We start from the raw sequence: 12972 nt of genomic DNA, 5'->3' as shown, positions 1-12972 counted from the left end.
CGCTTTGTGGTATAATAACCTCACGGCGTTCTCCAAAGCCTTGCAGCGCAAGCCTTTGGACGCCTGAGAGAACATTGAACCACTCCGAAACGGTCAAAGCCGTTTCGGACCAAGGAAGGCGCTGCGCCTTGCGCACCGCTTTGTGGTATAATAACCTCACGGCGTTCTCCAAAGCCTTGCAGCGCAAGCCTTTGGACGCCTGAGAGAACATTGAACCACTCCGAAACGGTCAAAGCCGTTTCGGACTAAGGAGGGCGACGCTCCGCGCCGCCTTGTGGTATAATGAAAAAAACGACGCATGGCGCGCGGGAAAGGCAGGACAAGTTTAATGGGAATGACCAATAAAGTACGGCTGAATATCTGTGGGTCGGAGTATACCTTTACCACCGACGAGCCGGAGGGCTACATACAAGAGCTGGGCGCGCAGCTGGACGCCGAAATGCGCAATCTGATGAACAGCGACGACCGCATCACCCTGGTGATGGCGGCGGTGATGACCGCGCTGGTCAAGGCGGACGCGGCCAATAAAGCGGAGGAGACCGCCGACAACCTGCGGGCGCAGATGAAGGACTATCTGGACGACAACGCCCGGTACCGCCAGGCGGCCGACAGCTCTCACCGGGAGATTGAGCGGCTGCGCCGGGAGATACAGGAGCTGCAGAAGAAGCTGGCCGTCGGAGGCGGCCAGTGAACCGGCTGCCAGAAATCCTGGCGCCGGCCGGCTCGCCCGAGGCGCTGCGGGCGGCGGTGCGCTGCGGCGCGGACGCGGTCTATCTCGGCGCATCGGCCTTCAATGCCCGGCAGGGCGCTCACAACTTTGACACCGCCGCCTTACGGGAGGCGGTGTCTTATTGTCATGCCCGGGGGGTGGCGGTGCATCTGACTCTCAACACCCTGGTGCGGCAGGATGAGCTGCACGCCGCCCTGAAGGTGGCGGAGGAGGCCTGTGTGCTGGGAGTGGACGCGCTGATCGTCCAGGACGTGGGGCTGGCCCGGCGAATCCGGGCGGCGGCGCCGGGCATGGCGCTGCATGCGTCCACCCAGCTGTCCTGTCACACCCCTTCTGGGGTGCGGTTTCTGCGGGACAGCGGATTCTCCCGGGTGGTGCTGGCGCGGGAGATGTCCCGGGACGAAATCGCCGCCTGTGCGGGGCAGGGCTGCGAGCTGGAGGTGTTCGTCCACGGGGCGCTGTGCATGTGTGTGTCGGGGCAATGCTATCTGTCCGCCATGCTGGGCGGGCGGAGCGGCAACCGGGGACTCTGCGCCCAGCCCTGTCGGCTGCCCTTCGTCCCGGCGGACAGCGGGCGACGCGCCCGGGAGGGAGAGGCGGCCCTCAGCCTAAGGGATCTGTCCCTGCAGGCATACGGCGCGGATCTGGCGGCGCTGGGTGTGGACTCGCTGAAAATCGAGGGGCGGCTCAAGCGGCCGGAATACGTGGCGGCGGCAGTCTCGGTATACCGAGCGGCGGTGCGGGGGGAAGCGCCGGCCCCGGGGCTTTCAGAAGATTTACAGGCAGTATTTTCCCGCTCCGGTTTTACTGATGGGTATTACGCTGATCAGCGCGGCGGCGGGATGTTCGGCACCCGGAGGCGGGAGGACGTGCAGGCTGCTGCCCCGGTGCTGTCCAGGCTGGAACGGCTGTACGACAAGGAGACGGGCCGGGTGCCGGTGACGCTGACGTTCGCCATGACAGCCGACGAAGCCACGCTGACGGCGGCGGACGGCGAGGGACGAACCGTCACGGTGGCGGGCGATCCGCCCCAGCCAGCGGTGAACCACCCGCTGGACGCGGAACGGGCGGCCGCCCAGCTGGGCAAGACGGGGGGCACCCCCTTTCGCGCCGCCGTGCACTGCCGGATGGACGAGGGGCTGAGCCTGCCGCTGTCCCAGCTCAACGCCATGCGGCGGCAGGCGCTGGAACAGCTGCTAGAGGAACGAGGGCGGCCGCGGCCGGTCCCCTTCAACCGGGAGGCGGCGCCGGAAAGACGGCCGGCGCTGGCGGACAAGCCGGCGCGGCCGCTGCTTATCGCCCGGCTGGCCCGTCCGGATCAACTGGCCGGCGCGGGGGAGGCGGATCGGGTGTTCCTGCCGCTGTCCACGCCGGAGGATCTGCTGCGTCGGCACGCGGAGGACGGCAGGCTGGGGGTGGAGATCCCCCGGGGGCTGTTCGGGGCCGAGGAGGCGGCGCGGCGGGCGCTGGCGCGGGCGGCACAGGCCGGGGCGCGGTACGCCCTGTGCGGCAACGTGGGGGCCATCGATTTGGCCCGGGAGGCGGGGCTGCTGCCCGTGGGCGGCTTCGGGCTGAATATCACCAACGGGGAGGCGCTGGCCTTTTTCGCCGATCGGGGGCTGGCGGCGGCCACCCTGTCCATGGAGCTGACCTTCCGCCAGACGGCCTTCGCGGCGGACAGGCCCCTGCCCGCCGGGCTGCTGGTGTACGGACGGCAGCCGCTGATGCTGACCCGCAACTGCCCCCGCCGCTCGGCCGGCCAGCACTGCGAGGGTGCGCCGAACGCCGCCTGCGGCCTGACAGACCGCCGGGGTGTGACGTTCCCGCTGGCCTGCGCGGGAGGCTGCGCCGAGCTGCTCAATTCCGTCCCGCTGTACTGGGCGGACAGGCTGGAGGAGGTGCCGCGGCTGGACTTCTGGCTGCTGCACTTTTCCACCGAAAGCCCAGAGGAAGTGGAAAACCTGACGCGGACTTACCACCGGGGCGGCGCGGTCATGGACGGCATCACGCGGGGCCTGTACAAGCGGGGCGTGGAATAAATACAGAAATCAAAAAACGAGCAGCCGCCCTCCGGACGGCTGCTCGTTTTGGTTTGTAGCTATTATTCCCCGGTGCTCTCGCCCAAGACGCATTGCACGTCGAAGGAGACGGTTTTGCCGGTGCGGTTATCCACCCGCAGGAGGGTCAGGGTGATGGTGTCGCCCACGTTGTACTTGGTCAACTCGGTGCGCATGGCGGCGTAGGTGGTGACCCGCACCTTGTTGACGTGGGTGATGATGTCCCCCGCCTGGGCCTTAGTGCCCTGGAGGACGGATCCCTCGTTGATGGAGTTGATCATGAAGCCTTCGTAGCCGGGAGTGGCAACCTCGTTGCCCATGATACCCAGCATGACGCGGCCCTTGACGTAGCCGTATTTGAGCAAATCGTCGATGATGACCTTGGCTTCCTTAATCGGGATGGAGAAGCCGAGACCCTCGTAGCCTTCGGCCACGATTTTGGCGGAGTTGACGCCGATGACCTGGCCCTGGTTGTTGAGCAGGGGGCCGCCGGAGTTGCCGGGGTTGATGGCGGCGTCGGTCTGCAGGCATTTGATGGAATAGCCGGTGTCGTCATACACGTCCCGAGCGGTACCGGAGACGATGCCCTGGCTCGCGGACCATTCCAAGCCGCCGGCGTTGCCCAGCGCGACCACCCGGTCGCCCATGGACAGCTGGGAGGAGTCGCCGAATTCGGCGGCTTTCAGATTGGCGGCGTTGATTTTGATGACGGCCAGGTCGGTATCTTTATCGGCGCCGATCACCGTGGCCTGGTCATATTTGGTGCCGTCGTAGGTGGTGACCTGGATGCGGGCGAACTGGCGGTTGGTTTTTTCGTTGATGACGCAGTGCCAGTTGGTGATGATATACCCGTCGCTGGTCATGATGATGCCGGTGGCGCCGCCCGCCTGCTGTTCGCTGGTGGTGCCGCCGTAGAAGCCGCCGGAGGTCACGTTCTCATACATGCTGATGACCACGGTGGAATTCAGGTTCTTATCGATGATTTCCTTGCTGGTCAGGCCGCCGTCCTTGACGTCGGCGTCAGAGAAGTTGAGAGTGGGGGCGTTGGGATTCTCCGTGGTGGAGGTGGTGCCGCCTCCGCCGCCCGATGTGGTGGGCAGGCCGCCTTTCTTGTCCATGGACAGCGCGAGCAGCACCGACAGGGTGATGATGGTCGCCCCGCAAATCACGGCCAAGGCCGCGATGACGATGTTGGATTTGTTCCGCTTTTTCTTGGGCGGTTTGCCCGGAGGCGGGGTCTGCGCCGCGTTCCAGCCGTAGGGGTTATAACCGCTCTGCGGCTGATAGCCGGGAGTGGAATTGCCCGCGGGCGGGATCGGGCCGTTGTTCGGCTCGCTCTGCGCCGGAGGGGTGTAGGAGGCGCCCCAGGAATACGTGGGGGCCGCCGGCTGAGCGGGCGGAGTAACGGGCGCACCGGTATAGGCGGCGGAATCGCCGCGCTGCCAGCCGTCGGCCGGGGTTTCGCCGGCGGGCTCCTGCGGGGCCGGCTCCGCCGGGGCGGCGGGTTCCTCCGGCGAGGAGACGTCGGCGGGCGCGGCAGTCTCGTCGGGCGCAAAGCCCGCGGGAGGCGGCGTGATCAGGGGCTGCTGCTCCTGTTTTTTATCGTCGTCGAACCAGTTGGACATATGCATCACATACCTTTCAGGATGGTGGGCCGTTTTGTACGGGTCTATTGTACCGGGAGATTGTGTCGATTTGTTGAAGAAAGCGTACGCAAATTATAAACTTCCGCCGGCGCCGCCCTTTTTCGCGTTATCGGCTGGCTTTTTGGGCGGTTCCGCCCCGTCGGGATCGGGGAGCCAGAAGGCAAATTCCGTGTATTCCCCTTCCACCGACCGCACCATAATCTCTCCCTGGTGGAGATTGATGACGGTCTTCACGATATATAATCCCAAGCCCACGCCGTTTTTATCCAGGCTGCGGGATTTATCGCTTTTATAAAACCGTTCGAACAGGCGGGGCATCTCGTGAGAGGGCACGCCCGCGCCGCTGTTGCGCACGGCGCAGTAGACGCGGCCGTCCTTTTTTTCCAGATGGATGGCGATGGTGCCGCCCTCGTTGGTGAACTTCACGGCGTTGTCCAGCAGGTTGTACAGCACCTGGCCCAGCAGGTCGAAATCGCCCTGCACCTCCATGCGGGGGCAGTCCTCCAGGCCGACGATATCGATGCGTTTTTCGTCGATGCGCCGCTCGAAGGAGAGCAGAGCGGTGCATACCACCTCGGTCATATCGAAGCGCACAGGGTTGATTTTCAGCTCCCCGCTGTCGATGCGGGACAAATCCAGCATCGATCGCACCAGGCGGGACAGCCGCTTGACCTCGTTGGACACGATTTTCAGATAATAATTCCGTTTTTCATCCGGAATGGTGCCGTCCAGAATGCCGTCGATGAACCCGGCGATGGTGGTCATGGGGGTTTTCAGCTCATGGGACACGTTGGCCACGAAGCTGCGGCGCATCCCCTCCACCGAGGAGAGGGACACCGCCATGGCGTTCAAGGCGGTAGCCAGCTCGGCCACCTCGTCCTTGCCGCGCACCGGAATGCGATAGCTGAAATCCCCGTTACCGAAGCTGCGGGTGGCGGCCGCCATCTGGCGCAGAGGGCGCACCATCCGGTAGGTCATGGCGTACAGCACGATGAAGGTTAAGGTCAGCACGCCCAGGGCGGAGAGGAGAAACACCTGCAGGTTGTTGAGAATATACGCGCCCATGCCGTCGGCGGGCGTGGAGGCAAACACGTAGCCGATGACCACGCCGGTGTCGGTGGCCCGGATGGGGGCGCCGGCGGTATACATCTGCGCGCCGTACAGGTCGCCCAGCGTCCCGACGGTGAAGAAATGGCCCTGATCGTCCGTCTTGCCCTGCACATCCGCCAGGGGCACCGTGCCGCTGACATGGGAGCAGGAGCTGCCCTCCGAGCAGATGAGCACCTTGCCGCCGTTATCCGTAATCAGCACCTGGGACTGGATAGCGGTGGACAGCAGATTGAGCACCGGGGCCAGGGTGTCGTCCTGGATGGCGTACTGCTTTTTCCCGTTGGCGTCGGTGCTCACCTGAAAGGTGTTGACCGCCGTGTGCTTGGCGATGTCGTCGGCGTTGTCGATGAGCAGGGTGCGCTTTTCGTCCATCCAATACTGGGTGGAAAACAACAGCTGCATGCCGCCCATGGCCAGGAAGCTGACGACAATCACCAGGGACATGACGGTAAAATATTTGGAAAAAATGCTTTTGAACATGCTCCGAATCATGTCCTTTCTTACTCCAGCCGGCCTGGAAGAATCGGTCAGCCTGCGGCGCCGTCCTTGACCTCGAACTTATATCCCACGCCCCAGACGGTTTTCAGCGTCCACTGATCGGACACGCCGTCCAGCTTCTCGCGCAGCCGCTTGACGTGGACGTCCACCGTCCGGCTGTCGCCATAGTATTCGAAGCCCCACACCTCATCAAGCAGCTGATCCCGGGTGTAGACCCGGTTGGGATTGCTGGCGAGATGATAGATGAGCTCCATCTCCTTGGGCGGGGTATCGATTTGCTTGCCGCGCACCCGCAGCTCGTAATTTTCCATGTTGATGTACAGCCCGTCGTAACTGACTTCCTTGGTCTTTTTCTGATCCGCCGCGCCGCTGCGGCGCAGGACGGCCTTGATGCGGGCGATGACCTCCTTGGTCTCGAAGGGCTTGACCACATAGTCATCAGCCCCCAGCTCCAGGCCCAGCACCTTGTCGAACACCTCGCCCTTGGCGGTGAGCATAATGATGGGGCAGGCGGACTTTTTGCGGATCTCGCGGCACACCTGCCAGCCGTCCAGCTGGGGCATCATCACGTCCAGGAGCATGAGATCCGGCTTTTCCGTGTCAAACATCTCCAGCGCCTTGGCGCCGTTGGGGGCGATGATCGCCTCGAAGCCTTCCTTTTCGAGATACAGCCTGAGCAGCTCACAGATGTTGCTGTCGTCGTCGACGACCATGATTTTCAGTCCACCGGCCATGATGGTATCCTCCTTTGGTTTCCCTATGAATTACAGTGTACCAAGTTCTTGGCAAATTTGTATGAACAGTCTTTAAAAAATTTTTTAGGCTTTTGTGTTTGCGCGCCAGGCGTCATAGAGGCGGCGGACATCCGCCAGCCCCTCCGCGATTTCGGCCCGGGAGAAGCCGCCCGCCTCCTTTTGCGTTATTCGTCGTCCAGCAGTCGAGCGATGACGGCGTTGGAAACCAGGAAGCCCTCCCGGGTCAGGCGGATGCCCTCCGCGTCCGCCGTCACCAGCGCGGCGGGCAGGCGGGCCGCCCGCTGACGCCAGCGGGCGGGAAGGGGGAACCCGAAACGGGCGGCAAAGCCGTCCGCCCGCAGGCCGGCGGTCAGCCGCAGGCGCAGCATCAGGTATTCCTCCGGGCTGTTCTCCCTGATGGCGGCTTCCCGGCCCGCCGGCTGCTCGGAAACCGGGGCCTCCCCCCGGAGAAAGGCGGCCGTATCCCGGGGATAGGCAAAGCGGCGGCCAGATAGCAGCGAATGGGCGGCCGGGCCTATTCCCAGATAGGGCTGCAAATCCCAGTATTTCAAATTGTGCCGGCTCTCCCGGCCGGGGCGGGAAAAATTGGAGATCTCATACTGGGCGTAGCCCCGGGCTTCCAGCGCCCCGGCGGCGGCCAGATACAAATCGGCCGCGCCGTCCTCGTCCGGCAGACACAGCTCCCGGGCGGCAAAGGGGGTGCCCGGCTCGATCTTCAGCAGATAGGCCGAGACGTGGGACGCCCCCAGCTCCCGGCAGACGGCGGCCGAACGCTCGACGGTTTCCGGCCGCTGGCCGGGCAGGCCCAGCATCATGTCGAGGGACAGATTATCGAGCCCGGCCCGCACGGCGTCCCGGACGGCGCGCTCCACGTCGGCGGGAGTGTGCCGCCGGCCAAGGACCCGCAGCTCGTCCGGCTCGGCGGACTGCATCCCCAGGGAAAGGCGGCTGCCGCCGGCGGCGGCAAAGGCCCGCAGAGTTTCGTCCAAATCGTCAGCGGGGTTGGCCTCCAAGGTGATCTCCGCGTCCCGCAAGCCGAAGCCCCGGCGAGCGGCCTCCATCAGGCGGGCCAGCCGGGCGCCGCCCAGCAGGGAGGGGGTGCCGCCGCCGATATACAGGGTGTCCGCCGGGACGCCGATCCGGGCGGCCCAATCCGCCAGGGCCCGCTCCACCGCCGCCGTATAGGCGTCCATGGCCTCGTCGGAGGCCGCGTAGGAATAAAAATCGCAGTAGGGGCACTTGGACAGGCAGAAGGGCACATGGATATACAGGCCGATGGGCTCCACCCGGATCACCTCCAGAAAAAACGCGCCATACCGGCCGTTATAGGCACAGTATAGCGCATTTTGGCAGCATAGTCTATAAAATCTCTTCGGAAATGGCTTTTTGACACTCCAGGCATATCCATTTGCCGCGATGCAGCACGCCATCGGCCGCCTTTCCGCAAAAGATGCAAACGGCGGGCGGGCAAACCGTATCGGCGGCGGGCAGGAGGTCCGACCAGCACGCCGGGGGGTTATCTCGATAAAAAGTAAAGCCATATTGCGACCCCCAGGTGGACGCGCCCTCCCGCTTGGCCCCATACAGGCGCAGGCGCTCACCCTCGTCCACCAGAAAAAGGGCGGACAGTTGGCGGATGAGGCGGCGGCAATCCGCCGGTATATCAAAGCCGTGAGACGCGGCGTAATCCAGGATTTCTTGATAGGTCATCATTTATAAGCCTCCTAACAATCGTTTCATTTTGAACCCATTAACGAATATAATAGCTCGTTTCTGAAAATAATTCAATATGCGTTATGTTAGTGTGAATATAACACGTTTTGAATAGGTGATTGCATGCTGCGTTTGCGGGAATTACGCTGTGAAAAAAATATATCCAGACAACGCTTTGCCAGGGAGTTATCTATTTCTATTTCCACTTTAAGCGGTTATGAAAACGGGAAGCGTTTGCCAAATCTGGAGACTCTTAAGACTTTTGCCTCCTATTTTCAAGTTTCCGTGGACTATCTCATAGGCTTTACCGATAACCCCGATCCTTATCCAGGAGAAGACACCCATCTCATTCACCCGGAGGAACGCCGCTTTGTTCAGGGCTTTCGAAAGCTGCAGCCGGAAGACCGGCGGCTGTTCCAGGAGCTGATGGATCGCTTTCCCAAACACGAGAAGAAATAGAGCGCCTTACGGGGCGCTCTTTTTTCTATGTGGATATATGGCTCTATCGGGTTTTGTGTGGGTATGCGGGGTAGGAATTTGTACTCCTATTGTGCCTGTGCCGCTCCCGCACCCCCTCTTTCTTTTTCGTGCGTGAAAAAGAAAGAGGGGGAAGAAAGAAAAAGCCTTATCCAACAGACGCGCAGGAAAAGAACACGTCGAATCTTTTCCGTCCTATCTGCTTGAGATTGCGATCGCGCCGTGGGGGAGACCCCCACTGGAAGAACGAGGCTGCGCCCCGTTCTTCACCCCCCATGTAGGAAATACATTCTGAAAAATATTCGGCGCTATAGTTCGCAACAGCGCCTATCTGCCGGGAAGCGTGTCCTTTTCCCGCGCTACGAGCGCGCTGACGCGCGTAGTATACTTGAGCGATCACCCAAGTTGTACAATCAAGTGTGGTCTCCCTGTCTTAGGACGGCGAGCCCTATCAATCGAGCGTCATCGCCGCACTGCGGGCGAGCGATGCTCGCCCCTACAAGGTAGCCGCTAGTTTACGGATCTCCGTATGGGCTCGGCGGCCTAAGCCGGCGAGACCGGCAAGGGCAGAGCGTCCACCCTTGTCTCCTTCTTCTCCCCATGCAGCGGAGCCCCTGGGGAGTTGGTCGCCCGACTTTTCGGTGCGTGTGGTGACGCAGGCGCGAGGCGGGGCCGGTAGAAAGCAGAACGCTGCTGCCGCGTGGGCATTAGCGGGCGCACCAGCGGCGACACGAGCGCTAAAAGTTTGTATTTCCCTTGTGGGAGATCGAAGCCCGCAGCGACACAGGGGTTGCCGCGAGGCAGAGAGTGAGTCTCCCCACGCCGGATGGTTCCCCTAAGGCTTTTTCTTTCTCCCCCGTCTTTCTTTTTCACGCACGAAAAAGAAAGACGGGGTGCGGGCGGCTCACAGGCACAATAGGAGTACGGGGTACTACCCCGCATCCCTTCGCTAAGCTCCAATAGAGCATATACAGCTTTAGCACTCTAATAAAACGAGTGCTAAAATTCACATTTCAGTCACAATTTCGCAAAACCTTGCACACATCTATCGGATATAGTAAGGTTTAGGCAAGTGCCCCGTGGCCTGCCGAATCCTATGTATCTGAATGAGGAGGGCTGTTTTATGAATGCCCAAAAATTCACCCAAAAATCCCTGGAAGCCATCCAGGCGGCGCAGGATCTCACGATAGAGAACCAGAACATGCAGATGGAGGAGGTTCATCTGCTGACTGCCCTCCTGGAACAGGATCAGGGCCTGATCCCCCAGCTGCTGCTGAAAATGGAGCTGCCCGTGGAGGATATTACCGCCCGCGCCCGCCGGGTGCTGGGCAGCCTGTCCAAGGTCTCCGGCCCCGGCCGGGAGGCGGGCAAAATCTACATTTCCGCCCCCATGGACGTGATGCTTACCGAAGCGGAAAAGACCGCCGAGCACATGAAGGACGAATTCGTCTCGGTGGAGCACCTGTTTTTGTCTATGCTTGAGCATCCCGACGGCACGGTGCGGGATATTTTCAAGGAATTCCACATCGAGAAAAACGCCTTTTTGAAAACCCTGGCCACCGTGCGGGGCAACACCCGGGTCACGGGGGACAGCCCGGAATCCACCTACGACGCGCTGAAAAAATACGGCGCCGATCTGGTGGAGCAGGCCCGGAGCAAAAAGCTGGATCCCATTATCGGACGGGACGATGAAATCCGCAACGTCATCCGGATTCTGTCCCGCAAAACCAAAAACAACCCCGTCCTCATCGGCGAGCCCGGCGTGGGCAAAACCGCCATCGCGGAAGGGCTGGCCCAGCGGATTGTCAAGGGGGACGTGCCCCTGAACCTCCGGGACAAGACCATCTTTTCCCTGGACATGGGCTCCCTGGTGGCGGGTGCCAAGTACCGGGGCGAGTTTGAGGAACGGCTCAAGGCCGTGCTCAGCGAGGTAAGCAAGAGCGAGGGCCGGATCATCCTGTTCATCGACGAGCTGCACACCATCGTGGGCGCGGGCAAAACCGACGGCGCCATGGACGCGGGCAACCTGCTCAAGCCCATGCTGGCCAGAGGCGAGCTGCACTGCATCGGGGCCACCACCCTGGACGAATACCGCCAGTATATCGAAAAGGATCCGGCCCTGGAACGTCGGTTCCAGCCGGTGACGGTGGGCGAGCCGACGGTGGAGGACACCATCGCCATCCTCCGCGGCCTGAAGGAGCGGTACGAGGTCTATCACGGCGTGAAAATCACCGATCCGGCCATCATCGCCGCCGCCACCCTGTCCCACCGGTATATCACCGATCGGTTCCTGCCGGACAAGGCCATCGACCTCATCGACGAGGCCTGCGCCATGATCCGCACCGAAATCGATTCCATGCCCACCGAGCTGGACGTGATCCAGCGCAAAATCATCCAGCATGAAATCGAGGAGGCCGCCCTGAGAAAGGAGAGCGACCGCCTGTCCCAGGAGCATCTGGCCGAAATCCAGCGGGAGCTGGCCGAGATGCGGGAGCAGTTTAACGCCATGAAGGCCAAATGGGACAACGAGAAGGCCGCCATCGGCAAGGTGCAGAAGCTTCGCGAGCAAATCGAGGCCCTGAACGCCGACATCGAACGGGCGGAGGAAAGCTACGACCTGAACAAAGCGGCCGAGCTGAAATACGGCCGGCTGCCCGCCTTGCAGAAAGAGCTGGAGGAAGAGGAACGGCTGGCGGAGACCGCCTCCCGTTCCGACAGCCTGCTGCGGGACAAGGTGACGGATGAGGAAATCGCCCGGATCATCGAGCGCTGGACCGGCATCCCGGTATCCAAGCTGATGGAAGGGGAGAGGGATAAGCTGCTGCATCTGGAGGATATTCTCCACAAGCGGGTCATCGGCCAGGACGAGGCGGTCACCCGGGTGACGGAAGCCATCATCCGCTCCCGCGCCGGCATTCAGGATCCCAACCGGCCCATCGGTTCCTTCCTCTTCCTAGGCCCCACCGGCGTGGGCAAGACCGAGCTGGCCAAGACCCTGGCGGAATGCCTGTTCGACGACGAGCGCAATCTGGTGCGCATCGACATGTCGGAATACATGGAGAAATACTCCGTTTCCCGGCTCATCGGGGCGCCTCCCGGCTACGTGGGCTACGAGGAGGGGGGCCAGTTGACCGAGGCGGTGCGCCGTAAGCCTTACGCGGTGGTGCTGTTCGACGAGGTGGAAAAGGCCCATCCCGACGTGTTCAACGTGCTGCTCCAGGTGCTGGACGACGGCCGGATTACCGATTCCCAGGGACGGACGGTAGACTTTAAGAATACCATCATCATCCTGACCTCCAACCTGGGGTCGGCCAGTCTGCTGGACGGTATGCGGGAGGACGGCACCATCGCCGAGGAGGCCAAGCAAGAGGTGGAGGCGCTGCTGCGGCGTTCCTTCCGGCCGGAATTCCTCAACCGGCTGGACGAAATCGTCTTCTACAAGCCGCTGACCAAGGCGGATATCACCTCCATTATCGATCTGCTGGTGGCCGGCCTGAACAAACGGCTGGCCGACAAGGAGTTGACCTGTATGCTCACCCCGGCGGCCAAGGCCTTTGTGGTGGACAACGGGTACGATCCCCAGTTCGGCGCCCGGCCGCTGCGCCGGTTCCTGCAAAGCCAGGTGGAAACCCTCATAGGGCGGAAAATCATCGCCGACGACGTACTTCCCGGCGCCACCCTGACGGTGGACGTGGAAAACGGACGGCTGACAGTCAAATAACCGGCGGCGCGGAGCCCCTTCCTGCTTTAGGCAGGAAGGGGCTTTTTTGACAGGGTTTTCCTCCCGGTTCCGTCAAATGGCGACTTGCGGCGACAGCTTTCGATATGGTATAATAACCTCACGGCGTTCTCCAAAGCCTTGCAGCGCAAGCCTTTGGACGCCTGGGAGAACATTGAACCACTCCGAAACGGTCAAAGCCGTTTCGGACTAAGGTAGGCGATGCGCAAGGCGCAGCGCTTTGTGGTGTAATAACCTCACGCCGTAA

General features: G+C 62.1%; 9 protein-coding genes. 4 read left to right on the top strand and 5 right to left on the bottom strand.

Annotated elements, in window-relative coordinates; genetic code table 11:
• The first annotated feature begins 328 nt into the window (after positions 1-328).
• Together ACSAMM_RS13590 and ACSAMM_RS13585 are read left to right on the top strand one after the other, a co-directional pair.
• A complete protein-coding gene (locus ACSAMM_RS13590) occupies positions 329-691 on the top strand; it encodes a cell division protein ZapA (RefSeq protein WP_457791837.1) in 363 nt (120 codons plus the stop codon).
• Positions 688-2769: a U32 family peptidase gene (locus ACSAMM_RS13585; protein WP_457791836.1), complete on the top strand. Its 2082-nt coding sequence runs from the start codon at positions 688-690 to the stop codon at positions 2767-2769. Before ACSAMM_RS13590 ends, ACSAMM_RS13585 begins: the two co-directional genes overlap by 4 nt.
• Positions 2770-2831: 62 nt before the next feature.
• Here ACSAMM_RS13585 and ACSAMM_RS13580 read toward each other — a convergent pair whose 3' ends face one another.
• The 5 genes from ACSAMM_RS13580 to ACSAMM_RS13560 all read right to left on the bottom strand — a co-directional run bounded on the left by ACSAMM_RS13580 (position 2832) and on the right by ACSAMM_RS13560 (position 8509).
• Positions 2832-4412 (bottom strand): trypsin-like peptidase domain-containing protein, encoded by a 1581-nt coding sequence (locus ACSAMM_RS13580; protein ID WP_457791835.1) that lies wholly within the window; start codon positions 4410-4412, stop codon positions 2832-2834.
• A 93-nt stretch (positions 4413-4505) separates the two neighbouring features.
• Positions 4506-6023 carry an ATP-binding protein gene (locus ACSAMM_RS13575; protein WP_457791834.1) on the bottom strand — a complete coding sequence of 506 codons (1518 nt, stop codon included), beginning with the start codon at positions 6021-6023 and terminating at the stop codon, positions 4506-4508.
• A gap of 47 nt (positions 6024-6070) precedes the next feature.
• A complete protein-coding gene (locus ACSAMM_RS13570; protein ID WP_178722896.1) occupies positions 6071-6775 on the bottom strand; it encodes a response regulator in 705 nt (234 codons plus the stop codon).
• A gap of 185 nt (positions 6776-6960) precedes the next feature.
• Positions 6961-8082, bottom strand: coding sequence for a radical SAM family heme chaperone HemW (gene hemW / locus ACSAMM_RS13565; protein WP_457791832.1), 1122 nt, complete (start codon positions 8080-8082; stop codon positions 6961-6963).
• Positions 8083-8155: 73 nt separating this feature from the next.
• Complete coding sequence (locus ACSAMM_RS13560; protein ID WP_457791831.1) at positions 8156-8509, bottom strand: hypothetical protein; 354 nt, start codon at positions 8507-8509, stop codon at positions 8156-8158.
• A gap of 123 nt (positions 8510-8632) precedes the next feature.
• Here ACSAMM_RS13560 and ACSAMM_RS13555 point away from each other — a divergent pair, with 123 nt between their 5' ends.
• Both ACSAMM_RS13555 and clpB read left to right on the top strand, forming a co-directional pair.
• Complete coding sequence (locus ACSAMM_RS13555) at positions 8633-8968, top strand: helix-turn-helix domain-containing protein (RefSeq protein WP_457791830.1); 336 nt, start codon at positions 8633-8635, stop codon at positions 8966-8968.
• 1141 nt (positions 8969-10109) lie between these two features.
• Complete coding sequence (gene clpB, locus ACSAMM_RS13550) at positions 10110-12707, top strand: ATP-dependent chaperone ClpB (protein ID WP_457791829.1); 2598 nt, start codon at positions 10110-10112, stop codon at positions 12705-12707.
• Positions 12708-12972: the final 265 nt, after the last annotated feature.

This window comes from Anaeromassilibacillus sp. SJQ-5 (genome assembly GCF_054108045.1).
Note: the sequence above shows the minus strand (reverse complement) of the source record. Positions and strands in the feature narration are given on the sequence as shown.

What these genes read in the sequence shown, in the direction of transcription:
- ACSAMM_RS13590 (WP_457791837.1), top strand. Translation starts at nt 329, where the DNA reads ATGGGAATGACCAATAAAGTACGGCTGAATATCTGTGGGTCGGAGTAT.
- ACSAMM_RS13580 (WP_457791835.1), bottom strand. Translation starts at nt 4,412, where the DNA reads ATGTCCAACTGGTTCGACGACGATAAAAAACAGGAGCAGCAGCCCCTG.
- ACSAMM_RS13575 (WP_457791834.1), bottom strand. Translation starts at nt 6,023, where the DNA reads ATGTTCAAAAGCATTTTTTCCAAATATTTTACCGTCATGTCCCTGGTG.
- ACSAMM_RS13570 (WP_178722896.1), bottom strand. Translation starts at nt 6,775, where the DNA reads ATGGCCGGTGGACTGAAAATCATGGTCGTCGACGACGACAGCAACATC.
- ACSAMM_RS13560 (WP_457791831.1), bottom strand. Translation starts at nt 8,509, where the DNA reads ATGATGACCTATCAAGAAATCCTGGATTACGCCGCGTCTCACGGCTTT.
- ACSAMM_RS13555 (WP_457791830.1), top strand. Translation starts at nt 8,633, where the DNA reads ATGCTGCGTTTGCGGGAATTACGCTGTGAAAAAAATATATCCAGACAA.
- clpB (WP_457791829.1), top strand. Translation starts at nt 10,110, where the DNA reads ATGAATGCCCAAAAATTCACCCAAAAATCCCTGGAAGCCATCCAGGCG.